This is a genomic window from Streptomyces sp. NPDC036822 (genome assembly GCF_055609145.1).
Map to the genome: position 1 here is coordinate 13826 of NZ_JBVJPY010000024.1, position 24326 is coordinate 38151.

At 73.2% G+C, this 24326-nt stretch carries 14 protein-coding genes, 1 tRNA gene and 1 pseudogene; 4 read left to right on the plus strand and 12 right to left on the minus strand.

What is annotated here, in order from left to right; translation table 11 throughout:
- Positions 1 to 15: 15 nt before the first annotated feature.
- From ACZ68P_RS32590 to ACZ68P_RS32615, 6 genes and pseudogenes are all read right to left on the minus strand, one after another.
- A pseudogene (locus ACZ68P_RS32590) lies at positions 16 to 884 on the minus strand (alpha/beta fold hydrolase).
- A 401-nt stretch (positions 885 to 1285) separates the two neighbouring features.
- A complete protein-coding gene (locus ACZ68P_RS32595) occupies positions 1286 to 3115 on the minus strand; it encodes a hypothetical protein (RefSeq protein ID WP_471012575.1) in 1830 nt (609 codons plus the stop codon).
- The gene (locus ACZ68P_RS32600; protein ID WP_471012576.1) at positions 3112 to 6912 is read right to left on the minus strand and encodes a vWA domain-containing protein; all 3801 of its coding nucleotides are present in this window, start codon (positions 6910 to 6912) and stop codon (positions 3112 to 3114) included. Before ACZ68P_RS32600 ends, ACZ68P_RS32595 begins: the two co-directional genes overlap by 4 nt.
- 3 nt (positions 6913 to 6915) lie before the next feature.
- Positions 6916 to 8139 (minus strand): ATP-binding protein, encoded by a 1224-nt coding sequence (locus ACZ68P_RS32605; protein ID WP_471012577.1) that lies wholly within the window; start codon positions 8137 to 8139, stop codon positions 6916 to 6918.
- Positions 8136 to 13328, minus strand: coding sequence for a hypothetical protein (locus ACZ68P_RS32610; protein ID WP_471012580.1), 5193 nt, complete (start codon positions 13326 to 13328; stop codon positions 8136 to 8138). The genes ACZ68P_RS32605 and ACZ68P_RS32610 overlap by 4 nt, the downstream gene beginning before the upstream one ends.
- Complete coding sequence (locus tag ACZ68P_RS32615) at positions 13325 to 14185, minus strand: DUF4132 domain-containing protein (protein WP_471012582.1); 861 nt, start codon at positions 14183 to 14185, stop codon at positions 13325 to 13327. The genes ACZ68P_RS32610 and ACZ68P_RS32615 overlap by 4 nt, the downstream gene beginning before the upstream one ends.
- 413 nt (positions 14186 to 14598) lie before the next feature.
- Here ACZ68P_RS32615 and ACZ68P_RS32620 point away from each other — a divergent pair, with 413 nt between their 5' ends.
- Complete coding sequence (locus ACZ68P_RS32620; protein WP_471012584.1) at positions 14599 to 16107, plus strand: DUF4246 domain-containing protein; 1509 nt, start codon at positions 14599 to 14601, stop codon at positions 16105 to 16107.
- Between the two features lie 404 nt (positions 16108 to 16511).
- Here the strand turns inward: ACZ68P_RS32620 and ACZ68P_RS32625 are convergent, their stop codons facing one another.
- On the minus strand, positions 16512 to 17243 hold the full coding sequence (locus ACZ68P_RS32625) for a dienelactone hydrolase family protein (RefSeq protein WP_471012587.1): 732 nt from the start codon (positions 17241 to 17243) through the stop codon (positions 16512 to 16514).
- A 291-nt stretch (positions 17244 to 17534) separates the two neighbouring features.
- Positions 17535 to 18818, minus strand: coding sequence for a hypothetical protein (locus ACZ68P_RS32630; protein WP_471012588.1), 1284 nt, complete (start codon positions 18816 to 18818; stop codon positions 17535 to 17537).
- A gap of 518 nt (positions 18819 to 19336) precedes the next feature.
- Here ACZ68P_RS32630 and yidD point away from each other — a divergent pair.
- Positions 19337 to 19768 (plus strand): membrane protein insertion efficiency factor YidD, encoded by a 432-nt coding sequence (gene yidD, locus ACZ68P_RS32635; RefSeq protein WP_471012589.1) that lies wholly within the window; start codon positions 19337 to 19339, stop codon positions 19766 to 19768.
- 110 nt (positions 19769 to 19878) lie between these two features.
- Here the strand turns inward: yidD and ACZ68P_RS32640 are convergent, their stop codons facing one another.
- Together ACZ68P_RS32640 and ACZ68P_RS32645 are read right to left on the minus strand one after the other, a co-directional pair.
- Positions 19879 to 20883, minus strand: coding sequence for an NADP-dependent oxidoreductase (locus ACZ68P_RS32640; RefSeq protein WP_471012591.1), 1005 nt, complete (start codon positions 20881 to 20883; stop codon positions 19879 to 19881).
- Between the two features lie 148 nt (positions 20884 to 21031).
- Positions 21032 to 21718 carry an SDR family oxidoreductase gene (locus ACZ68P_RS32645; RefSeq protein WP_471012593.1) on the minus strand — a complete coding sequence of 229 codons (687 nt, stop codon included), beginning with the start codon at positions 21716 to 21718 and terminating at the stop codon, positions 21032 to 21034.
- Between the two features lie 112 nt (positions 21719 to 21830).
- Between ACZ68P_RS32645 and ACZ68P_RS32650 the strand changes: the two genes are divergently transcribed.
- Complete coding sequence (locus ACZ68P_RS32650) at positions 21831 to 22391, plus strand: TetR/AcrR family transcriptional regulator (protein WP_471012597.1); 561 nt, start codon at positions 21831 to 21833, stop codon at positions 22389 to 22391.
- A 125-nt stretch (positions 22392 to 22516) separates the two neighbouring features.
- A tRNA-Met gene (locus ACZ68P_RS32655) sits at positions 22517 to 22591 on the plus strand.
- A gap of 274 nt (positions 22592 to 22865) precedes the next feature.
- Here ACZ68P_RS32655 and ACZ68P_RS32660 read toward each other — a convergent pair.
- Positions 22866 to 23579, minus strand: a complete 714-nt coding sequence (locus tag ACZ68P_RS32660) for a DUF4232 domain-containing protein (protein ID WP_471012599.1) — start codon at positions 23577 to 23579, stop codon at positions 22866 to 22868.
- Between the two features lie 141 nt (positions 23580 to 23720).
- Positions 23721 to 24119, minus strand: a complete 399-nt coding sequence (locus ACZ68P_RS32665; RefSeq protein WP_471012601.1) for a hypothetical protein — start codon at positions 24117 to 24119, stop codon at positions 23721 to 23723.
- Positions 24120 to 24326 lie beyond the last annotated feature (207 nt).

Here is a 24326-nt window from a genome sequence, read left to right on the forward strand (position 1 = left end):
TTCACACCCTGTCGGTCACGCCCTACCGGACGGGCCGGGGAGAGTGGCGAGTTCGCTCAGGACGCGGGCCGCCGGTGCCGGGTCGACCAGCCACTTCAGGTGGCTGCCTTCCAGTGTGCGGACGTCGTAGGGGTTGTCGGGCGTCAGCTCGTCGCCCTCGCGGATCAGGCGGTCCTGGAGGGCGAGAGGCAGGCTCGCGTCGTCGGCCAGGCGGATGTAGGTCTTCGGGATGCGGCCCCAGGTCGCGGCCTGCGCCCGGTCCGCGGAGCCGCCGACGTCCAGGTTCTCGTCGGGCTGGAAGGTGTTCAGGAAGGTGAGGAACTGCTCGTCGGTGCCGTCGGCGAAGAACGCCGCCCTGAACGCCGCGAGCGCGCCCGGGTCCGCGGTGCGGAAGTTGACCCGGAGCAAGCCGAGTTCGGCAGGATTACCGGCCAGTGCCGAGGCGAAGGCGGCGGGGTCGACCGTGGCCATCTCCGGTTCGCTGTAGTAGTCGTTGACGTCGAGACGGACCGGGCACCAGGCCGCGACGTAGACGATGCGGTCGATCAGGTCCGGGCGTGCGTTGGCCGCGGCCGTGACCGTGGCGCCGCCCCGGCTGTGGGCGACGAGGATCACCGGGCCGTTGCGCTTGGCCCGCTCGAGGATCCCTATGAGATGCGCGACGTTGTCGGCGAGGGTGACGCCCTTGATCGTGCCGGGCGCCGTGGCGAGCCCCTCCGGGTCCTGCGGTGACTGGTAGGCGTGGGTGAACGTCGCCTGGAACCCGTGGCCCGGCAGGTCGACGGCGACCGAACGGTGTCCCAGGAGGCCGAGTTCGGCCTGGAGGGCGCGAAGGAGAAGGAGTTCGCGAAGGCTCCGTGCACCAGTACGTACGTAGGTTGCATCTCTGTACTCACTTTCCGGCCCCGCCGCGGTTCGGCGTCGGCCATGGTGTGCCCCGGCGCAAGCGGCCGGCTCAGGGAAGGGAACAGCCCCCCCGCCCGCGGCACGCCGTTGTTCCCTGCGCGGGCCGTGTCGCGCGGCCGGCTGCGGTGAACCGCTGCGCGTGGCGGGCAGGGGTGCGTTCGTCGGAGGTCCCAGGATTCACATGATCCGGCCGAAGATCAACCTCTGCGCCCTCTGCCGCCTACCGGGTCTCGGCGGCAGCGTTGAGCCCCACTCCCTGCACGGCTCATCCGTACGACCGGAAGAGTGATCACGCCACTGTTGGCCTGATTGGCTGCGCCGCGGAGGCCGCGCAGCGGGGGCTCCGCGGCCCTGGAGGCTGACAAGCTCGACGCGCCCGTCAGTGGGACGGCTCCGGGACGGATGGCGCTTCGGTCGCGTGCTCGTGCGTCGGTTGCCAGGCTGCCGCGCAGAGGGACTCGGCGACGGCGGCCGTGTATCGGGCGGCGGTGAGCCAGTGGGTGGCGAAGCCGTCGGTGTCGGCAGGGAGGAGGCGGCCGAAGTGGTCGCGATCGCGCTGGGCCGCCGAGGCGCACAGGGCGGTGAGGAGTCCGCCGGCCGTGGGGAGGCCCGCGCGGCGGAGGCGGCGGGACTCGGCGGTGACGTCGCCGAGCATGCCGAGGGCGGCGCGGCCTGCCGGGACCGTCTGTTCGACCCGGCGCTCCAGGAGGTACAGGGGCGAGTGCGCGCCGGACCCCCCGGGCTGTGGCGGGGCGAGATGCACGGGCGCAGCCGGATCCGGGAGGTCGGCACGGCGCAGGCGGTCGAGACCGAGGTCGATCGTGCCCTCGCCGGCGGGGTGCGAGCAGGCGAGGAGGGTGAGCCGGGGGTGGAGGGCGGGCACCAGGCGGCCGATGATCCTCAGCCGTGTTCCCGGCGCCGTGGCCAGCAGCATCAGGTTGTCGCGGTGAGCGAGCGCGGGGTCGTCGTCGGCGACGGTGAGCCGAACGCGGATGCCTCCGTCGCACTGTGCGACCAGGCAGGTGCCGCCCGACTCCCGAACCGCGCCGAGGAGTTCGACGTCCAGGAAGAGCAGATCGCTGCCACCGCCGTCCGGGTCGGCGTAGCGGGAGGTGACCCGCAGGGCACGGGCGGCCTGTTCGGTCGGTGGCGTCTCCCACAGGGCGGCGAGCGGCGGCTCCGTCCACGCCGCGCCCCGGGCGGTGACGGCCTTGACGCCCTTCCCGGCGCCCAGTCTGCCGTCCGGCGAGACCGTCGCTCCCGAGACCGCCAGGCCGGCCCGGCCCAGCTCCCGGTGGGTGAGCGCGCTGTCGCCCAGGCGTACGGCCCGGTCGGCCACGCCCAGGGCGCGCCCGACGCCGCCGGGTGCCACGTCGCCGACCGTGAACAGCCGGCCGTCGGGTCCGGCGACCCAGGTGCGGACGCCGCCGTGCCCCGAGTCGGTGACCACGGGTTCGGTGAACAGGCCGTACAGGCGCAGCGAGCCGTCCGGGCTGTACGGGCGGCGCGCGCGGCCCTTGACCGCTTCCAGCTCCGTCCCGGACGCCGTCCCCACCCGGTGGGCGGTGCCCAGGAGTTCGGCCAGGGCCGTGACGAGGTCGGCGGTGCGGTAGGACGGGTCCCCGGCGCGGGCCGCGCGCAGCAGTGTGACGACGGACAGCGCGGCGCCCGCGGCGCGTGGCAGGTGCCGCAGCCGGGCTGTGTGCGAGGCGCGGAGGAGGGCCGACTGGGTGACGGCGCCGGCCCCGTCGACGCCGGCCTCCAGCACGGCGGCACCCGCCGACCACAGGGCGTGGGCCGCGGCACGCTGGTCCGGGCTCGCGACTTCGGGAGAGGCGGCGGTGTCCGGGGCGGTGTCCGTGGCGGCGGCAGAATCGGGGACCGCGCGGGTGGGCTGGTCGGCGGGCTCCGGCGCCGGGTCCGCCGCGGGGGCGGCGCAGGCGGCGGCAGCGCGGTGGACGCACGCCGGGGCGAGGAGGCAGCCGCAGGTGATGGCGTCAGCCGTCGCCACCACGCCGCCCGGGGCGTGCAGGCGCAGGGCGGTCTCGTCGTCGACCGCGATCGTCACCGTGTCCCCGTCGCGGTGCGTCGGGCGGGCGCCGAGCTTGGTGACCGCGGCGTCCAGCCTCTTACGTAGCCGCGGTGAGAGGTCCTCCACCAGCGTGGCCGTGACCTCCGGCGCGACGGGTGGCAACTGGGCGGCGGTCATGCGGTCTTCTCCCCTATCCAGCGGGCCAGTTCGAGTGGGCTGAGGGCCGCCACGGGCATGCCGGCGGCCACGAGCTGCCCGGCGACGCCCGTCGAGTAGCGCGCCCGGCCGGCGTCGTCGAGGCTCGCGCATCCGAGGACGTGGCAACCGGTGGTCACCAGGGCCCGTACTTCGGCCAGGAGTCCGCCGAGCGGCGCGCCCTCCTCGAAGTCGCTGATGACGACGACGAGGGTGCGGGTGGGCACCGTGATCAGGCTGCGGGCGTGCCGCAGCCCGGCGGCGATGTGAGTACCCCCGCCCACGCTCACCTCCAGCAGGAGGGACAGAGGGTCGTGCACATGGCCGGTGAGGTCGACGACCTCCGTCGAGAAGGCCAGGAAATGGGTGCTCAGGGTCGGCACCCCGGCGAGCACGGAGGCGGTCAGCGCGGACCAGATCGTGGACGCCTCCATGGATCCGGAGACGTCGGTGACCAGGATCAGGCGCCAGTCGGCCGACCGGCGGGCGCGACTGCGGAACACCGGCCTCTCGGGGATCACCTGGACCGTGCCGTCGGCCGTCCGGCGGGCGGTGGCCAGGTTGGCGCGCAGGGTACGCGGCAGGTCCAGCCGGGCACCGGGGCGGCGGGTGGGCCGGGCCAGCATCGTGCCGGTGAGGGCGGGGCGCAGCCGGGTGGCGAGCTGCCGGGTCAGTTCGTCGACCAGGCGGCGGACCAGGGGCCGCAGCGCCGCGAGGCGGGCCTCGGGGAGGCCGCCGGCATACCGCAGGACCGTCCGGAGAAGTTCCACGGACGGAGTGGCGGCCGCCGGGTCGAGTTCGGCGAGGACGTCCTGCCGGCCGGTCGCGGCCGCGGCGGCGAGGACCTCCTCGCGGACGCCGGGGCCGAACAGCGCCGCCAGTTCCTCGGACCACTCGCGGACGCCTGGGAACGACGGTTCCCGGCCGCCGCGCGGTCCGGAACCACCCCCGTGGCCGCCGGGCAGGCCGCCGCGGGACCCCTCGCCGCGCCCCGTGCCGTAGAGCTCGTCCAGGGCGGTCGCCAGGCGGGCGGCGTCGGACGGCAGTTGGTCGGGACGCCGGCCGAGTACGAGCCGCCACCGGTCGGCGGGCGCGAGGATCCGCGCGGGTGCGGCCCCGGTGGAGGGCGTGGCGGCCGGGGCGGCGGTGGGGTGCGTTGCGGCGGGGTGTCCGGACGGCGGAGGGAACCGGTCGTCCTGCGCGGGCGGCGGGACGGGCAGGCCGAGGCCGGTCAGGAGCTCGCGGGCCGCGAGGTCGGCGGCCGTTCGCCGGGCCGCGTCGGCCGGGTCGTCCGCGTCGAGGGTGTCCACCCGTTCGCCCAGCCGCTCCTCGATGGTGTCCAGCAGTCGCTCCCGGGCGGCCGGGCTCAGGGTGTCGAAGCCACCGCGCAGGGCCGGAAGCCGGGTCAGGAACGCGGTGTCGTCCAGCTCGACGACCCGGTGCAGCAACGGGTCCAGGGCCTCGACACCGACGGTCAGGAGCGGGCCCGCCACCGTCAGGACGCCGGTGAGGCGGGCGGTGAGCGCGGCCCGGGAGGTGCTGTCCACGGCTCCGTCCACCCAGGAGGCGACGCGCACCCCGAAGGCCTCGGAATCCTCGTGGCCCGTGAGCACCCTGACCGCTCCGGCGGCCGCGGCGATCAGCGGCGTACCGCCGGCGGCCAGGCGGGCGAGGGCGTCGGTGAGCCGGATGCCGCCCACCCGGTCGGCGCGCTGGGCCAGTTCGAGCAGCGCCCGGGCGTCCTCGGGCTCCTCGGAGCCGGCCAGGCCGTCGACCTGGCGGACCGCGGCCGAGGTCAGGAGTTCGGCCGCTCGCGCGGTGCGGGCGGCACGGGCGGAGACGCCGGCGGTGCCATTCGGGGCTTCGGGCGCCGAGGGGCCGTCGGGCGCGGCGAGGCCCGGCAGGTGGCCGGCGTCGATGCGGTCCAGCAGGTCGAGCCCGGCGAGGAGCTCGGGAAGGGTGCCGCTCGCGGGGAGTACGGCCGCCAGCTCCGTCAGCCGTTCGTCGGCCAAGGCGGGCAGTCCGCACTCGGCGGCCGCCGTGAGGCCCCGGACGACCTGGGCGGCCGTCGGGCCGCCCTCCGCGCGCTCGGCCCCGTGCCGCTGTCTCAGCACGCCCTCGGCCGCCTGGGCCGGAGTGACGCCGCGGGCGCCCGCAGCGGTGAGCATCGCGGCCGTCGCCGGGGTCCACCGCACCTGCCAGCGCGTGGTCAGTCCTTCCGTGCCCGCAGTGCCGGTCACCTGCTGTTCCTGCGCGTAAGGGATGCCGCACACCGTCAGCCTGCGCAGCAGCAGTTCGCGGCGCCGGTCCAGGGTGGAGCGCGCCGGGTCGAGCCGGAGGTCGCGCGGTGTCTTCTCGTGCGCGTCCTCCGGACCGGGGAGGGCGAGCGCAGCGGTCTCGGCCTCGACGGCGGGGCCGAGACCGCTGCGCGGAGCGGCGGGCGCGGGCCGTCCGGTCCGGGCTCCGACGAGCACGCCTTCGAGGGCGCGGGCGACGGCGCGGCCCGTGCCGTAGGTCTCGCCGCGCCCCAGCACCGTCTGCACGGCCTCCAGGAGTTCACCGCGGCCGGGGGCGGGCAGGTCGCGCAAGCGGGCCAGGTCACCGGCCACCCTGACGACCTCCCGGCCGTCCGCCGGGCCGTAGGGATGGCCCTGCTCGCGCAGGGCGGCGCAGACGCGGACCGCGGTGCGGATCAGCGCCTCGTGCAGCGCGGCCGGGTCCCCGGCTGCGTCCAGGACGGTGTGCTGCCACTCCGGGTCCCGGATACCGGCCGGGTAGCCGGACCGCGAGTCGAGCAGCGGGTACGTGTACGGGACCAGGGAGACCGTGCACGCCGCCGTCCCGGCTGCACCGTTCGCCTGGCCGCCCGCGCCCGGCCCGGAGGCGTCCGGTGCGTCTGCCGCATCCGGCGCGGGACTCCCGACGGCTTGGGCTGCGGACGGCAGCAGCGCCGGGGTGTGGAAGGCACCCACCACCACGGCGGGCCGCCGACCGCTCGCCAGGGCCTCGGCGACATGGCGGCGCATACAGGCCTCGCGCAGCAGGTCCGTGCCGGTCACCTCGCCCCGTGCCTCGGTTTCGTACCGCAGCGCCCAGCCGGTGAGCAGGGCGGCGCGGCGGAGTGCCTCGGGTGTCGAACCGGGTGCGGGAGCCTCCACCAGCCGGTCCCACAGGTCGTCGCCGTCCCGGCCGGTGAGCCGGGACCGGAGCGCGGCGGACAGCCCGTGCCCGTCGCCCGGCACGGGCCCGGAGTCGGCGCCCGGGGCGGGGGCGGGGATGCCCGGACCGCCCCCCGCCCACGCCCGGTCGGCCAGCGGCAGATCGCAGGCCACGGCCGGGACACCGTTGCGGGCCGCCCAGCGCAGGGCGACCAACTCGGGCGAGAAGTCCGCGAACGGGTAGAACGCGGGGCCCCGTTCGCCTGCCGGGCCGGGACCTGGCCCGTCGGCGGGTACGGCGGCCAGGGCCACCGGGGCCTCGGTCTCCTCGTGGGCGAGCCAGCCCAGCCAGGGCTGGAACTCGGCGGGCAGTTCCACGAGGAGGACGTCGGGGGCGGCCTCGTCCAGCAGTGCCGGGAGGGCGGCCGCGAGCGAGGGCGCGTGGTGGCGCACCCCGATCAGGAACGGCAGCCCGGGTCCCGTTGCCGCGAGGGCCGCCACCGCCGCTTCCGGGGTGGCGGGCCCGGCCGCCGGGCCTCGCGCTTCGTCGGCGGCCGGCGGCCCCGCGGTGGGCGAGACCTCGGCGGCGGACCGAGTCTCGGGAGTGGTCGACTCGCTCATCCGTCAGTTCTCCAGCACCGCGCGCAGGTCCCACAGGGCACGCCAGGTGGCCGACCCCTGCTCCGCGCGCCTGCGCACCGGACCGTCCCAGTACCCCAGCAGCCGTGCCGCGTCGGCGGGGTCGTCCTTGCGGACGACGCCGAGCAGATGGCCGGGCAGGAGGGAGAGCACGTCCCGGTCGCCGGGGAAGTAGGCGGCGGCGAGGGCCAGGGAGCCCGCGACGGAGACCGCCTCGGCCGTACTCATCACCGTGGAGGGGCGCTCGACCTCCCAGCCCTCCACGGAGCGACCCTCCCGCAGGTCCCGGAAGGCGGTGACGAGGGCTTCGAGGACCGCGTCGTCCACCTGGTAGGCGGCGCCCGCGCGTTCGACGGCCGCCCGCGACTGGCGCCGGACGAGCGCGGTCTCGGCGTCCACGTTCCCGATGGGGCCCACGGTCTCGAAGTTGAAGCGCCGCTTCAGCGCGGCGGACATCTCCGAGACGCCCTTGTCCCGCAGGTTGGCGGTGGCGATGAGGGTGAACCCGGGGGCCGCGTGCACCTGGGCGCCGTCACCTCCCGCGAGCTCGGGGACAGCGATCCGCCGGTCGGAGAGCAGGGACACGAGGGCGTCCTGGACCTCCGGCAGGCAACGGGTGACCTCCTCGACCCGGGCGACCGCCCCCCGGGTCATGGCGGTGAGCACCGGGGAGGGCACCAGGGCCTGCTCGGTGGGGCCCTGGGCGAGCAGCAGAGCGTAGTTCCAGCCGTACTTGAGCTGGTCCTCGGTGGTGCCCGCAGTGCCCTGCACGGTGAGCGCGCTGGTCCCGCAGACGGCGGCCGACAGCAGCTCGGAGAGCATGGACTTGGCGGTACCGGGCTCGCCCACCAGGAGAAGCCCGCGCTCCCCGGCGAGGGTGACCACGCACCGTTCGACGAGGGCGCGGTCGCCGACGAACTTCTGCTCGATCACCAGGCGGCGCGGCACCCCGGCCGCGGGCCGGGCCCCCTTCGGCAGGCCCAGTGCCTCGCCCGCGCTGCCCATGACGAAGGTGACGACGGCGCGCGGGGTGAGGAGCCAGCCGGGTGGGCGCGGCCCCGCGTCGTGGGCGGCGAGGAAGGCCAGCTCCGTGGCGTACCGGTCCTCGGGCGGGGTGACCTGGCGGTGCTCCCCGCCGGGCGCCGTCGCCTGGCCCGGGACGCCGCCCGTGGTGGTGCTGTCCATGGTGGTCGTGGTGTCGCTCGTCATCGGCGGCGGCCCTTCCGGGGTGCGCGGGTGTCCAGTTCTTCGAAGGCGGGGGCGTCGCCGCCCCGGACCCGTGCCCAGGCGGCTGCGAACAGCGCGGGCACGGGGAGGTGGGGCAGTGTCCGGGCGTATCCCTCCACGGGATAGAGGCGTTCCTTCCAGGTCTCCAGCGGCAGTCCGGGTGCGCCGCGTTCGAGCCAGCCGCAGGGGAGGAACAGGGTGCGGCCGGCGCGGGAGCGCTTCGCCTCCACGACGAGGTCGGTGGCGGCGAGTTCCGCGCGGGCCTTCTTGATCCGTGCCGGCTTCCATTCGGTCCAGCGGACGCAGTTGCGGTCCGTCGGGTCGGGCAGGGCGAGCAGCATCAGGTACAGGGCGGCGGCGTCCGCGCTCAGGCCGAGGGTCTCGGCGGCCTCGGCCACCAGCTCCGGCACCGCACGCGCCGGGTCCTGGACCGGGTGGTGCGGGGAGCCGTCGGGGGCCCCCGCCGTCGCCAGCGCGGCCGTCTCCTCGCCCAGCAGTGCGCGCAGGGCGAGTAGATCGCCGGTGCTGTGACGGCTGACGGTGCCCTCGGCGAGGCCGAACGCAGGATCGTCGGGGCCGGTCAGGCCGGCGGGGCGAATCAGCAGCTTCTCGTTGGTGCCGTAGCCGGGGGCGAGGAGCAGCGAGGTGCCGGCCCTGACCAGGCCGTCGGCGTCGGCGCCGCCGGACTCGGGCAGTCCGTGGGCGGCGCGGACCGCATCGCCGATCGAGCCGCCCGATTCGGCCCAGTCCAGACCGAGGTCGAGCACCAGGGCGGGGTCGGCGAGGCGGTCACGCAGGGCCGCGAGTCCGACCGGCAGGTGCGCCCGGAGGGGATGCCCGTACGGCAGTGCGTAGGCGAGGGTGCGCAAGGCGGTCAGGGCGGAGGAGACCGCACCGCGCGCGCCCACCCGGCGCAGGCCCGGGCGGCCGGTGCCGTCCTGGACATCGGTGCCGTGGGCGAGCCAGGTCCGGGAGCCCGTGTTGAGGATCAGGTCGACGGCGTCAGGGGTGGTGCCCGACAGGTCGAGGTCGAGGTCCTCGGGGACGCGGACGAGGGAGGCCAGGCGCTCCTGCCATACCTCGACGGCGGCCCGTACGTCCGGACCCGTCGACCACAGCTCGGCGGGGTCCTCGGGCAGCAGTGCTTGGACCAGGGCGTGCCGGTCGTCGCGGGGCAGGGCGTCCAGCCTGGCCTGGGCCGCCTCGAAGGCGCGGGTCTTCACCCCCAGCAGTGCGAGCGCCTCGGCGCCGGGCTCGCGCACGGCGGCCGACAGCAGGGCGACGGACTGGAGCGGACCGATTCCGGTGGCCGCGTGGAACGCCTCGGTCGCCTCCGGCCGCCAGGGTGCCGGGCCCTGCTTCCGCACCAGGGCGGTGAGCCGCGTGAGCCGGTCGTGGGCGATGCCCTGCCGGTGCACGTGGTCGTGGGCGAGGGTGAAACCGGGGACGGGGCCGAAGGCGCCGGTCGGGTCGTGGTCCAGGGCGAGCCAGCGTGCCGCGTCGTTCCGCGAGTTCCGGCCGCGGTCGGCGATGACCACGACGGTACGGGCGCCCCTGCGCAGCACCTGTCCGAGGCGGTGCACGGCCTCGTGCTGTCCCTGCCCGGCAGTCCCGCCGGCGAACGGCTCGACGAGCACCACCTGCCGGACGGTGCCTGCCGGATCGACCAGCGGGCCTGCCGCGAGCGTGTCAAGGAGGACGAGGAGCCCTGTGCGGTGCTCGGGGGAGGTGGTCGCCGACGCCGCCCGGTAGGCCAGCTCGGGCAGCATGTCGAGCAGGAAGGTCCAGTTCGGGGAGTCGCCGGGCACGGTGTATTCGTCCCGCTGCCAGCCGTCCCCGGTGGCGAACGGGACCTTGGACGGGACGGGTGGGCCGAACGCCGGCTCGCCGGCGAGGACGTGGTTGACGGCGAGGATCTGCCGGATCGCGGTCCACCGGCTCACGGTTCCCCACCAGCCGCCGTGCATCTGCTCGGAGCCCCAGGCGGAGGCGTGCCGCAGGGTCGCGTCGTCGGCGTGTTCGGGCGCGTGATCGAAGAACATGCCCTGGGTACGGGCGGTGGTGCGGGGCGTGGCCGGCTGTACGGGCTTGGGTGGTTCCAGGTACCGGGCGGCCGCGGCCGCCCGGTCCACCGCGTTCCGGACGAGCGCGGTCACGCCCGCGAGGAGCCGTGCGTCGGACACCTCGGGCAGGACCCGGGCGACGGCTTCCTGGCTCAGCTCCCGAGACGAGGGCCCGGTGTACTCCTTGACGGCCCGGAACGCCTCCAGGTGCCGGGCGACCGCAGCGGCCACCTCCTTGACCAGCTCTCCCGCCCGGGAGTCCGTGAGGGTCCGCAGGGCGGCGGAGCCTTGCTCGTCCCTCGGGCGCAGGGCGTGCCAGTAGGCGACGGGAGGCACGTAGGGGGTGCCCGCGGCGTCGTTCCCCCCGGAGGAGCCGGGAGTGACGGACCACAGGCTGCCACCGGTGCCGTCCGTGTCCGCCGGGTGCGCTTCGACGGAGCGGTGGTGCAGGGCCGCGACCGGCCGTGACCCGCCGGGCAGGGTGAGGGCGCCGAGCGGCACCGGGGAGCCGCCGTCGGGCAGCCGGTGCGGCAGGGTCACCGTGTGGCCGTCGGGGGTGCCGGCGACGATCCGGTGCCCGTCCGCGGGGGCGGCGGTGCCGGGCTCGCCGACCGTGCGGCGGACCCAGCGGCCGAGGACCGTACCGTCCGTGCCGAAGGGGGTGGTCTCCAGACCGGGCTGCAGCGGCAGCACCTGGCAGTGCTCGGCGAGCAGCCGGGTGCCGTCCTGCACCCCGGCGCGCAGGAAGGCGGGGAGCGACGCGCGGCCGTGGGTGCCGCCCACCGGGTCGTACTCCAGCCACACGCGCTGCGTGCCCTGGCGGCCTTCCCGCCAGTGACCGGTGCCGTCGGAGATGACGGCGCGCTGAGGCGGGAGCGAGGTGTCGCCCGCGTGGAGGGCCTTGGCGCCGGTGGCGCGGCCGCCGCCGGGCAGAGGCAGGCAGACCTCGTCGGAGGGGCCGGAGCGGCCCCAGCGCGGGATCTGCTCGCCGCCGACGGTGAACACCTCGGTGGGGCGGTGAGACCAGTAGCCGCGCTGCTTGCCGTCCTCCCACCAGATGACGAGCAACTCGTCGTCGACGTAACGGAAGGCGAGCGTCCGCCAGTGGTCGACGGTGACGGGGACCCGCAGGGTGTGCCGCAGCAGGACGCCCTCCGGGCCGACGACGACGACCCGTTCGAGGGTGCTCAGGATCAGCGCGGGCCACGCACCGGTGACACCGACGCTCTCCGACCGGTGGCGCTGTTGACGCGAGGCGGCGGCGGCCTCGGCGGCCAGTTCGGCGTAGGTCTCGTCGAGCGCGGGCCAGCCCAGCTCGTCGAGGACGCCGGTGCGCAGGGTGGAGGCCAGCACCGGCACGACATCGTGGGCCTTGAGGAGACGCACGGCGTCCGGGGCGACGTCCGCGATCACGGTGCGGAACGCCGAGAGCCTGTTGAGGGTGGTGTGCAGCGCGGGGAGTCCTCGCGCGGCCGTGTACTCCTCGGCGCGGGCGGTCAGCCACTCCCGCAGGACCCCGGAGAGCACCGGGTGCGCCGCCAGCTTCGCCATGCCGGCGTCGCTCAGGCGCTGGCCGTGTCCGTAGCCGAGGTCGCCGACGTTCCGGCTCAGCAGAGCGCGGAAGGCCGGCCGTTCGGCGACGGCGGCGAGATCCCGCGCACCGGGGGCGGTGTCCGTCAGCCACGGGCCGACCGCCACACCGGGGGCCTGCGCGGTGCCCGTGTCCTGGTCGTCCGGCTCGGCGACGGGGACGCCGGAGGCGAGGCAGAGGTCGAGAAGATCCAGGTCGGCGGTGGGCTGCCAGCGGCCCTGGAACAGCTCGACGGGGCGCCCGTCGGCGCGCAGCCGGTCCGCCATCCGGGCGGCCAGGTCGAGGGTCTGCGGGCTGCGGCCCGAGGTGACCCGGCTGCGCCGGCGGTGTGCCTCCCAGCGGGACAGCCAGTCCGCAGGGGAGACGACCGGGTCGGCAGGGGACGTGGAGTCGGAAGGGACGTCGCCGGAGGCGTCCGGGAGGGCGGTCAGCAGGTCCTCGGCTCCGGACTCGGCCAGCAACGCGAGCCAGCCGCATTCGCCGTCCGTGTCCTCGCCGCTTTCGCTGAAGCTCTCCGGGAAGAAGCCGAGGAGGCGGGCCCGCACGGCCGCGTCCCCCCGGGCGAGGGCGACGAGCGCGGAGCGGTAGGTCGCCCAGAACGAGACGGGAGCACGGACGACTCCCGGAGAGCCGATCAGATCGGCCACCAGCTCGCGTTCGGCGGCGTCGCGGTCCAGCCCCGCAGCCTTGACCAGCGCGCGCACGTCCTGCGGCAGCGCCGCGTACGGCGGCATGCCGGCCGCACACCGCTCGACCAGCAGACGGCGGAACTGCGCCCAGGCGTCCGCCGGGGCGAGCCGGGCCACCAGGTCCCGCACGTACTGCCGCAGCGCCTTGACGGTCAGCGCGCCGGCGAAGGCGAATTCGAGGAAGACGGCCCGCTGCCGGTCCTCGTCCACGACCAGCCCGTGCACCCGCTCGGCCTCGCGCGCCTTGCCGAAGAAGGAGGCGGCGTAAGTGGTGTTCTCGGCCTGGAGGAAGAGGCGTGCCACCTGCTCGTAGTACGTGGGGAGGAAGTGGGGCACGGCCCGGCCGAGCCGCGTACCGAGTGCGTCGAAGCCCTCCTTGGCCGCTCCCGCGCGGGTTTTGGCCTGACGGCCCAGTCGCTCGATGTCCTTGACCAGGGCCAGGGCGTGGTGCCCGTTGGCCGGGTCGTTGACCAGTGCCCAGGCGGGGAATCCCAGCGTCTCGCGGCGCACCTGGCCCACGACGGGAGCCCCGCCCGTCCGGGCCAGCCCAAGGAACTCCAGGGCCAGGTCCTCGGCCTCGCCGAGCGTGCCGGGCACCAGCCGGACCACAGGGCGGTCACCGAGGGCGGTGTGCGTGTAGGTGCGGGCGGTCAGCGCGTCGGCATCGTCCCGGTCGGTGGTGCCGACCGGGAGGATCCCGCCCGCGTCGAGCAGAGCCGCCGCGCGGGCTTCGGTGGCGGAGGTGCCCTCGCCCGGCGCCTGGGCGGGGAGGAACGCCGGGCCCGCTGCCGTCGTCTTCATGGGGGTGTTCGTCGTCGTGATGCTCATGCCGCCCGCTCCTCGTCCTCCACGTCGCGGCCGGCATAGAGCGCCGCCGCCATGCGCATACCCTCGGACCACGCGACGGGGCCGACCTCGGCGGCCGTCAGCGCGCGCCCCGCGGGGTCGGTCCAGCCCAGGGGGCCCGTCTCGGTGCCGTACTCGTCGTAACCGTCGTGCTCGCCGATGTAGATGCGCGCCTCGGCGGTGGCACCGTCCTCCACCACCGGGCAGACCGCGTAGCCGCCGCGCGACCGGTACCCGAGCTGGGTGACGCGGCCGTGCAGGAAGCGCAGTTCCTTGAACGTGCCGCCGGCGTAGGTGTCCACGGACGTCGTGTCCGGGGCGAGGCCCGGCGGGCGGCGCCACACCTCGCGGAACAGCTGCTCCACGTTCTGGCTCACCCCCAGTTCGACCGCGAACTCCCTCAGGTCGTCGAGGTCGTCGAGGAGGACGGGGTGGGGCACCCTCACGACGTCCGGGGTGATGCGGACCGTGTCGCCGTCGAGGTCGACCAGGCCGAGGCCGCGGTCGGGGTCGACATCGCGCAGGAACCCGGCGACCCCACCGTCCGCACCGGTGACCACCACGTCCCGCAGCGCGGCCTGCCACGCCGGGTCGGGCCAGACCCGGGCCAGCACAGCGGTGGGGACGGGCAGCGAACGCACCATCCACTGCTCGACGTCGGTCAGGCACCGGCGTTCGTGCCGCTCCAGCCACTCGACCAACTGCCGGAGCCCGACGACCGCCGGGTCGTCCTTCAGTGCGGCCGGGACGGACTTCAGCCGTCGGCCCTTCCCGTTGCGGCAGACCACCTTGCCCGCCTCCAGGGCGACTTCATAGTCGCCCGCCGAAACCCACTCCATGCGCTGTTCTCCCCGTCGTCCCGGACGGCCGCCGAACCGGCGGCACGCTGATGAAACCCGTCCGTGGCAACGCACCGTGACGAGTGGGAGAGACTCTAGGCGCCCCCAGTGACAATGGGTCCGGGCCCCCTCCGCCGAGGGCTTGTCGCACGGCTCCTTCCCCCCCCCGCAGCGGCCGCCCGCCGTGCCCACCTTCCCGCCGAGGTCCGCGACGCCAGGTATCCGCCGACGGCTGACAGCCGACCGAAAGTCAGGAGCGAGAGGGCGGCCGGTGACCAGTGCCGCTCCCGGGAGAGCGGGCGGGCCGTCAGGTGGCTCGCGGCGCACCGGCGATGGCAGGGACCACGGCTGCGGTGTCAGCCCGCTGACGTATCGTTCCCGCCACCGCGCACCGACGACGAGGATCCAGAGAATTGACCAGCCTGTCTGCTTTCCCGCTGCCCTTCCACGCTTCCCGCTCCCTCTCGTTCGCGACTCACCGAACGCTGAGGGAACTGCAGATGATGCAGTGCAGCGCACACATTCGGGCCAAGCCGGAATGGTTCGAGAAGATGAACGATGCCGACATCGTCGCCAGGTGGACGCAAGAAGCGGTCGACCAGGGCCTCACCGAAGCACAGGTTCGCTACGTGCTTGCCGAACTCGTGCATTATGCCGCGCTCCGGGACGCACGAACCGGCGTCGAGGTCTCCTCCGTCGACGGGGTGTGGCAGTCGGACGCACTGATCGACGAGAAGCTCCGATCCCGGCTGCGCGAGGCGGTTCGGGATTTGGAACAGGTCCCCGAAGCAGAGCGGGACTGGCATCCCGGATCCGACGGCCAAGTGCTGGATCTGGTGCATCCCTCACTGTTCTGTCTGGTGAGAGAGGTGAGCGGTGCGCCCGAGCGCGTGTGGCAGAACCCGACGAACCGCTACTCGAAGTACGAATTCTCGGAGAAGTTCCAGTGGCTCCCCACGGACGTCGACGTCAGTGAGGTCGGCGATGTCGTGTTCCGTTCGTACGTCAACAACGTCCACCCCGAGAAGCATCACGCACTGACCTCCGTCCTGCCGGACGTGTTCGCGCGCATGCGCCCGCTGCTGGAGAACGTGCTCACCGATCTGCGCCATCCGAGGCCCCCGCGGATCGAGGCCGATCCCTACGGATGGTACGACTCGGAACCCGAGTATCCGGACGAAGACTCCTACAGTGAGGACGAGGCCTACAAGGAAGCCCTCCGTGCATGGGAAGAGGCCCACGACAACTGGTGGGAGAACCGCCGCCCGGTCGTCCCGGACGCCCCTGTCTTCACACCGCCCGAGTTGCCCGACGAGTCCACCCGCGTCGACCTGCGAGGCCGCGGTCTCCAGGTCATCGTCAAGCTCGCCACTATTCACCTCACCCCGGAAAAGCCCGAGTACGCCGGCGGTTCCTGGCATATCGAGGGAATGCTGAACGAGCGGATCGTCTCGACCGGTATCTACTATTGGGACAGCGAGAACATCACCGAAAGCCGACTGAGTTTCCGGGCGGCACTCGACGATCCGAACTACGAACAGAACGACGACAACGGTCTGCGTGAGGTCTACGGCCTGGAGGACGAAGACGCGCTGAACCAGCTGCTGGGGTCGACGTCGACGCCGGCCGGCCGCTGCCTGGCGTGGCCGAACATCCTGCAGCACCGTGTCGGCTCCTTCCGCCTCGCGGACCCCACCCGCCCCGGACATCGCAAGATAGTGGCGTTCTTCCTGGTCGACCCGTCGGAAAAGATCGTTTCGACCTCGGATGTTCCTCCGCAGCAACCATGGGCCGTAACCTCGACCATGACGCTGGAACAGGCCAAGGAATACCGCGAACAGCTCATGCGGGAACGCAAGTTCTTCGTCGACGAACACAACGAGCAGCTTTACGAGCGAGAATTCTCCCTCTGCGAGCACTGATCGTCTTCTCTCGGCGCGTACGCGCCCGATCAGGAGGGTGTGGTCGGCCTGCGTGAGGGTGAGGCGCCCTGTTCCGGACAGGGCGCCTCCTTGCAACGAGAAGGCGGGACGGCGCCCTGCTCACCCGTGGCGGCGTTGAAGAGGTCGAGGGCGCTGTGCTGGCAGCGGTAGTGGGTGGTCCCGCTGCCCCCGCTCCAGTGCGGGCCGTACTGGTCGAGCGCGTTGCGGTCGCGGTCGTAGGCGCTGTTCGCCCACCGGGTGAGGGCGGGGGAGCAGGGGCGATCGGACAGCCGGCGGTCGAGGGCGCCGAGGCCACGTCACAACGACCGTGGCACCAGTGCGAACACCGGCTGGGCCACCGCTCCGTCCTCCGCACCCCCGTCCTGCGGTGGGCTCGAAGTGCCTCACTTCAGGTGCCGGTCCAGGAACCGGCACCCGTCCTCCAGCTCGAACCACGGCGTTCCGGTGTGACCTCCCAGATTGGCGTGCAGCGTCTTCTCCTTGCTGCCGAAGGCGTCGAACAGATCCAGGGCCCGTTGCCGGGGGTTGCCCTCGTCGTCCCACTGCAACAGGAACAGCACCGGAAGGGTGAGCTGCCGGGCCTCGTCGCGCTGGGCACGGGGCACGTAACCCCCGGCGAAGAAGCCCGCGGCCGCGATGCGCGGCTCGACCACCGCCAGCCGAATGCCGAGGGCGGTCCACCCTCCGGAGTAGCCGACCGGGCCACCGATCCCGGGCAGCTCAAGAAGGGCGTCCAGCGCGGTCTGCCACTCCGGGACCGCGTTCTCGACCAGCGGGCCGATGAAGGACTCGAAGACCTCGTCGACCGGCCCACCGGCCTGCATCGCCCGCCGGAACTCGGCGCGGGCCCGCTCCTCCGCCGTGGAACGGGGGCGGTCACCGCATCCGACGGCATCGATGGTGGCCACCGCGTACCCGCGCGCCGCGGTGTACCGGGCCCGGGCCACGAGCCGGGGATCCGCCTTCGGCAGGCCGTTGTTGTGAGCCATAAGGATCAGCGGCACCGGTGCGGCGGATTCCGGTGCCGGTCTCCACAAGGTGCCGGGGGTGTCGCCGAGGGTGAATTCGCGCTCGATGACGCCGTCGTCGAGGCGCTGTTCGGAGGTGAAGAGCATGGTCGTGCCTTTCGGAAGTGCCCTGGAAGGGCGCTCCCGGACGACCTATCGCCCGACCGTGACCCCGGAGGGGAGCACCCATGTCGATGGAGCGTTCACGGGTACCACCTCCTTGTTCTCTCGCACGGCCTCGGGGAGATTAGCAACGGTCGCCGTGCTCCGCCAACGGGTTTTCCGGAGGCTCCTTGGGCGTCGTTTCACTAGGTGAGTCGTCGGTAGACGGAGGAGTGGTCTGGCTTGTGTTCAAAGCGTCGGTGGAGTCGGCAGGGAGCCTCGTGGGGTGACGTGAGTTCAGCTGGCCTCGCCGAGGCAGGCCAGGGCTTGACGGAAGTCATCGAGGGCGCGTCCGTGCTCGCCGGTGGCGGTGTGGAAGGTCGATCGGTCGATCAGGATCCTCGCCAGTGTTCGCGTTCCGTGTGCCGGGTCGTGTCGAGCCAGCCCGAGGGCCAGGTCCACCCCGTCGTCGAACCGGGAGCGCACGTGTCCCGCGAACAGGTGGGTGCAGTTCTCCCAGTAGACCGCGGAGCGGACGGTGAGGAGGCGATGCAGGCGGACCAGTTCGGCGAGGTGCTGGTCCGGATCCTCGGTGGCCAGCGGAAGAAGTGCATCGACCTCTGTACGGAGAGCATGGCGGCTGTCGAAGCAGCGCAGCTTGGCATCGGGCGACCATTGTGTAGGTGCCGTCCCCGAAGGTGGACGCGGCCCATCGGGCGCCGGCCGGTCGCTTTCGGCGCCCGACAAGGACAGCAGCACCGCCCAGAACGACGTGTCATGACTACCGCACGACTTCCCCTCACCGTGAGCGGCCGCATGCGTCAGAACGGCGAGCGCCTCTTGCCGCACGAGGGCCGCCTGCTTGCCTCGGCCATGGATGTCGAGCATGTGTGCGTACCCGACGAGCGAGTAGAGATGGCCGGCACTCAGACAACGGTCGTGAGCGGCTGCGGCCCCTTTTCCGCCGACGAGGCTCTCGTAGCCGGCGAGTGCTTCGTCGGACCGGCCGGCGTCATGGAGAGCGGCGATCCACTCCACGAGTGACCACGTACGACCGTAACTGCCGGGCCCGTCGGGCGGGATCGCTGCGACGAGCTCGGTCATGGCATCGGCAGCCTCGGCATACCTGCCTTCCTCGGAGAGACCGGCAGCCCACTCGTGAAGGCCTTTGACCTCAAGGTCTCCGGACAGTTCGGCCTGTGCACGGCCGATGGCGAGCATCTCGGCGCGCATGGCGAGTCCTTCGGCGCGTCGCCCCAGGCCGTACAGCGCTCTCTGACACGTGTTGAGGGCCTCGTACAGAACATCGCCACGGGCCGTTTCAGCCGGATCGATGGACCGCGCTGCGGCCACCGCCTCCTCGCGCAGCGGGAGAGAGGCCGCATGATCCTTGGCGAAACTTCCCTCGTAGCTGAGACGTTGCAGCGCCCTGGCCAGCAGCGGCAGGTACGAGGTGGGGCTGACCTGGGCGAGCACCCGGTAGGCGTCGACTTCCTCGCGCGGCGTGCGGCGTCCGGACGCGAGCAGCACGGTCCGGGCCCGCGCGATGTCGTCCTGATCGACTTTCCTCGAGTGATTCATGTCGCTGATTCTGAGTGTTCCGGAGTGGACCGAACAAGGCTGGTCACCTGTGCCGTTCCTCCTACGAAAACCCCCTCTGACCTGTCATGATGGATGTGACATCACTTCCAGGGTGGCCCCTCGGCAACAGGCGGGACGAGGCCGTCCACCTCAACTTCCTCGCCTGGTCTCCCAACCACCGCGCCTACGACGACACCGCGGCGCTCACCACCGCCCGCGCCGCCCTGGAAGGGGCACGCGAGGCGAGAGGCGCTCTTCAGGTGGGATGGACGCTCGGGGCTCGGCTACGAGGGATCGCTGCGCCGGCTCGGGGTGCCTCCCCCCGCCTGTCGAAGCGTTCCAGGTGGCGGGGGTCGTCGCGCTCTCTCAGAAGCGCTTTGAGCTGCTCGAGCGGGAAGCGGCCCGCGGCCAAGTGCGTACACCGGCCGCCACCCCGTCACCGCGCTCGGGCCCGGAACCGGCAGCCTCGTGACCCCGTCCCTTTGTATGATCATTCTCCATCGGGACGGGGGCAGGCAGTGGCGCGAAGCGATGTGCGCGGTCGGGGGAAGAACGAAGACGGCGAGGGCTGCTGCGCGAGCACGCTCGACACGCTGATGCACCCCTGCTGCTGCGGCGGCGTGGGGACGCAGGCAGCTCTGCTGCTGGCCCTTCTGCGCCCCTCGCTCACGGCTGCCGGCCACGGCACGGATCCCGCTGCGCCGCCTCCGGCCGGGCGGGTGGCCGCCGTGATGTACCGGTCCGTACGCCACTACCGTGTCGCGGTCAGCCCGACCCGGCCGGCGTGTTGCCCGTACACCCCGACCTGCTCCACCTTCGCGGTGCAGGCGCTCCACCGCCACGGCGCCCTGCGCGGCGCCCGGCTGATCCTGGGGCGCCTGCTGCGCTGCCGGCCCGGTGCGGCCCGCCGCCGGGGCTTTCGCGACCCGGTGCCGCCGGGCCGCGGCTGACCGCCCGCGCCGGCGCCGTTCGCTCGCCGCAGCGGCGCGCCTGCCCGAAGCGGACGGTCGGTCGGCGCCCTCAGATGTACGGTCCCCGCCCTGTCGTGCCGGGCCGGTCCTCACACCATCGCGATGACGACCTTGCCGGCCTTGGGCCGGCCCTTCTCGGCGTACTCCATCGCCTCGCGGGTTTGGGCGAAGGGGAAGACGCGGTCGACGACGGGCCGGATCTCCCCGGCGTCGACGAGCCGGGTGATCTCGCGCAACTGGTCGCCGTGAGCCTTCATGAACAGGAAGGAGTACGTGACGCCCCGGCGCCGGGCGCGGCGCCGGGTCCGGAAGCTCAGCGCGTTCATGGCCTGGCGCAGAACGGGGTGGGCGCCCAGCTCGCGGGCGAAGGCCGCGTCGGGGGGCCCGGCGATGCTGATGACCTTCCCGCCGGGCCTGAGGACCCGCAGGGACTTCTCGAGCGTCTCGCCGCCCAGGGAATCCAGGACGACGTCGTAGCCCTCCAGGACCTCCGCGAAGTCCTGGGTGCGGTAGTCGACGACGACGTCCGCACCCAGATCCCTGACCAGGTCGGCGTTGGCCGCACTCGCGGTGGTGGCCACCTGTGCACCCAGGTGCCTGGCCAGCTGCAGGGCGATGGTGCCCACCCCGCCGGAGCCCGCGTGCACCAGGACCTTCTGTCCCGGCCGGACCTGCGCCCTGTCGACCAGGGCCTGCCAGGAGGTCAGTGCGACCAGGGGGAGGGAGGCGGCCTCGGCCATGGAGAGGGTGGCCGGCTTGGGGGCCAGGTCGTCCTGGTGGACGACGATGAGTTCGGCGAAGGTACCGATCCGGTCCTTGTCGGGCCGGGCGTAGACCTCGTCGCCCACCGTGAACCGGGTGACGGCCGAGCCCACCCGGACCACCACGCCGGCGAGGTCGTTGCCCAGGACGAGGGGGAGGCGGTAGGGCAGGATCCTTTTGAAGTCACCGTCGCGGATCCTGAAGTCGAGCGGGTTGACGCTCGCCGCGTGGATCCTGACGAGGACCTCGTCGGCGCCCGGCTCCGGGTCGGGCATCTCGGCGGCGCGCACCGCGGACAGGTCGCCGTACTTCTCGATCAGATAGGTCTTCATCGCCTTCACTCCGCTTCTCGTCCCCAGGGGACGGGATCTCCGCCCGGTCCGGGCTCGGCCGGGGTGTGAGCACTTCTGGCCCCGACCACTGGTCCATGGCGTGCGACGCGGATGCGATGACGACACACCAGGGGAGGGCCGGGCGCACTCACGCCGCGTTCGGCGGGGTCGCCAGACTCCGCTTCACGTACCGGGTGATCTCGTCGGCGAGGACTTCGGGCAGGCCCGTCTCGATGGCGGACAGCGCCTGGGCGGCGACCTCGGCGGGGTCGGCCTTCTGCTCGGCGGGGACGCCGGAGGCCATGTCGGTGTCCATGTATCCGACGTGCAGAGCTGTCACGGTGATGCCACGGGGTGCCAGTTCCTCGCGGGCCGCGTCGGTCAGCGCCCATGCCGCGGCCTTCGACGCGGCGTAGGAACCGAGGCCGGCCGGGTGCATCCAGGAGAGGACCGACAGCACGTTGAGCACGGCGCCCCCGCCGTTGGCCTCGATGGCCGGGGTGAAGGCCCGCGTCACGGCCAGCGGGCCGAAGAAGTTCACCTCCATCTCCTGGCGCACCGCGTCCGGGCTGCCCGCGATCAGGGGCGCTCCGGTGGAGATGCCCGCGTTGTTGATCAGGAGTGTCGCGTCGGAGGCCGTGCGGGCCGCCGCCCGGATCGACTCCGCGTCCGTCACGTCCAGCCGCAGCGGGACGGCACCCGGGACGTCCACCGTCTCGGGGCGGCGGGCCGCCGCGTACACCCTGGCCCCACGCTCCACGAGCTGAGCGGCCAGATGCCGCCCGAGCCCCCTGTTGGCGCCGGTGACCACCGCGACCGCGTCCTTCAGCTCCATGAGTACTCCCTCCGTTGCGGGCAGCACTTCGGCCGCCGCAATAGATTATGTCCATCATCTAAGTGGGAGTCTAGAATAGATTTCACTCGACATCCAAACGGGAGGGCGACCGATGGGCCGCGTATCGCAGGCACAGGCACAGGAGAACCGCCGACGGGTCGTGGAAACCGCCTCCCGGCTGCTCCGGGAACAGGGAATCCACCTGAGCGTCGCCGACCTCATGAAGGCAGCCGGTCTGACCCACGGCGGCTTCTACAAGCAGTTCGCGTCCAAGGAGGAGCTCGTCGACGAAGCCACCGCCCACGCGTTCGCCGAACTCACCCGGCACCACCAGGCCGGGCTCGACCGGTACGCCGGGCAGCGCGACGCCGCCCAGCGGGCGGTGATCGACACCTACCTCTCCACCGAGCACCGCGACAGTCCCGCCGACGGCTGCCCCGTCGCCGCACTCGCCACCGACATCGCTCGCACCGGCGCCGGCGACGAGGCGCGCCGCGTCTACACCCAGGGAGTGGGCGACTTCGCCGACTGGCTCACCACCGAGGAGCAAGACGGCATGACCCGCCTGTGCACCATGCTCGGCGCTCTCATCCTGTCCCGGGCCACCAAGGGCTCCCCGCTCTCCGAGGAGATCCTCACCACCGCGCGCGCAGCACTCACGGCCACCGACTGACCGGACGCATGGGGCGGGCCGGCTTCACCGCCCATCCGGTCCCCACACCCGGGCCGTTATCCGCGACTGACGCCGGAAAATGGGCAGCGCCGCGCGGGTGCCGCTGTACAGGGTGGTGTCACCGACGCGGGGTGGAGCAGCTCGGTAGCTCGCTGGGCTCATAACCCAGAGGTCGCGTGGTTCGAATCCCGCCCCCGCTACGAAGAAATGGGGCCCCGGCTGTTGGGGGGCCCATGCGCATTCCGTAGCTGGAGAGTCCACCGCGGTGGCGTACCGGCGTACCGGTGTCCCGGTGTCCTGAACCCGGTACGGGCCGCGGCTGCGTTGGGGGCTGGTCGAGTCACCTGCGAACAGCGGCGAAAGCAGACGCCCCCTGATCGGCCGCTCCCTCGTACGGACATCCCGTCGCGTGCGTGCGTCGATCCCGCCCTCTCGGCGGCCTCTCTCCCGGGAGCCGTTCGCCGACCCGCGTCGTCACCGGGCGAACGTGAACCTCCGCACCGACGCGAGGTCGGTGTCCCAGAAGGTCACCCCCGGGGCGGGGCCGATGTTCAGGAAGGGGCTCCCCTCGGGCAGCGGGACGTCGATCGGCGAGCCGATCTCGTCGGCGGATTCACGCCCCTGGAAGCCCAGGGTCAGCGTCTCCACCGCGCGGGTCTCCTCGCCGGCGATGAAGAGCCGCATGCCCGCGTACGCCTTCCCGCCCGGTGCGAGCGTGGCTACGGCCTTCGCGTGGGATTCGAGCGGACCGACCTCGTCGTAGGAGCCGTCGTCGAAGCGGACGAGCGCGTACTTGTAGAGGGTGCAGGTCTTGTCGCCGATGTTGGTCGCGGTGAGCGTGAGGTGCCTGAGCGAGTCGTGCGGCTCGGCCTTCGCGGTGACCGAGATGTTCTCGTCGGTGCAGGCCGTGCTCTTGTCGCCGGATACGGTCCCGGAGCCGTTGCCGGCTGCGGGCGATGTGTCGGCAGGGGGTCGGGTGGTCTCGGTCCCTTCCTTACCGGTCTCGCCGTCGGCGGGGGTGCCGGTGCTGGACCTGCCCGGGCCGGCCGAGGCGCTCGTGGCGGTCGGCGCGGGTGTCCCCGCCCCCTCGGACGCGTCGCTCGCCTGGCAGCCCGTGGACGACAGAAGCGCCCAGGCGGCGACGCTTCCAAGGACGTAGGTCTTCCAGGTGGTGCGGGCGATGTGCATGGTGCTCCCCGTTGGATTCTCGTGGTGCCAGTGGCCGGAATGGCCCTGTGTTGCGGCAGAGGGGCGCAGAAGATGCCTGCCCGCGCCCCTCGACACGGGCCCGTGCCGTTGGAAGAGCGCCGGGCCCGGCCGCTGTCCGCGTCAGGCGACGGCCGGAGCCCAACCGCTGCAGGTGGCGGGGTAGTAGATCGCGGAGCTGTAGTCGCCGAGGCAGACCCTGAAGGAGAAGCTGAAGCCCTCGGCGAGATCTCCGTAGGAGCGGTCGGTGCACTTGCCGGCTCCGCTGGTGTGCCACTTCAAGGTGCTCGTGAAGCTTACCTGCACGACCACGGACTTCCCGTCCGAGGCGTTGTCGCAGATGGTGAGCTTGTCCCCGTTGGAGTACCAGGTGGCGCTGCCCGCCCCGCCCGGTACGCCCGCGGCCCCGGCGGAGGGCGCGGCCAGGACGAGGGCCGAGGCGGCCGCGGCCGTGACGAGGAGGGCGTTGCGGACCGTCCTGCTGCCGGACCGAGTGCGGTTCGGTTGACGCGCGTTGATCATCAGTCTCCTTCTGGTTGGGGTGCCGAAGCCGGCGTGGCGGCCGCTGTGCCGACCAGGCTCGGGGCCGACACCACCGACTGCTTGTCGGAGGCTGCCAAGCGATGCCGTGACGCTACGCGCGAGCCGTGGTCCCCGGCGTCAACCCGCCGGTGGACCCGGGGTAAACCCTGGCGGTAGGCCCCGCGCGGCAGGGCGCGAAGGAGCAGC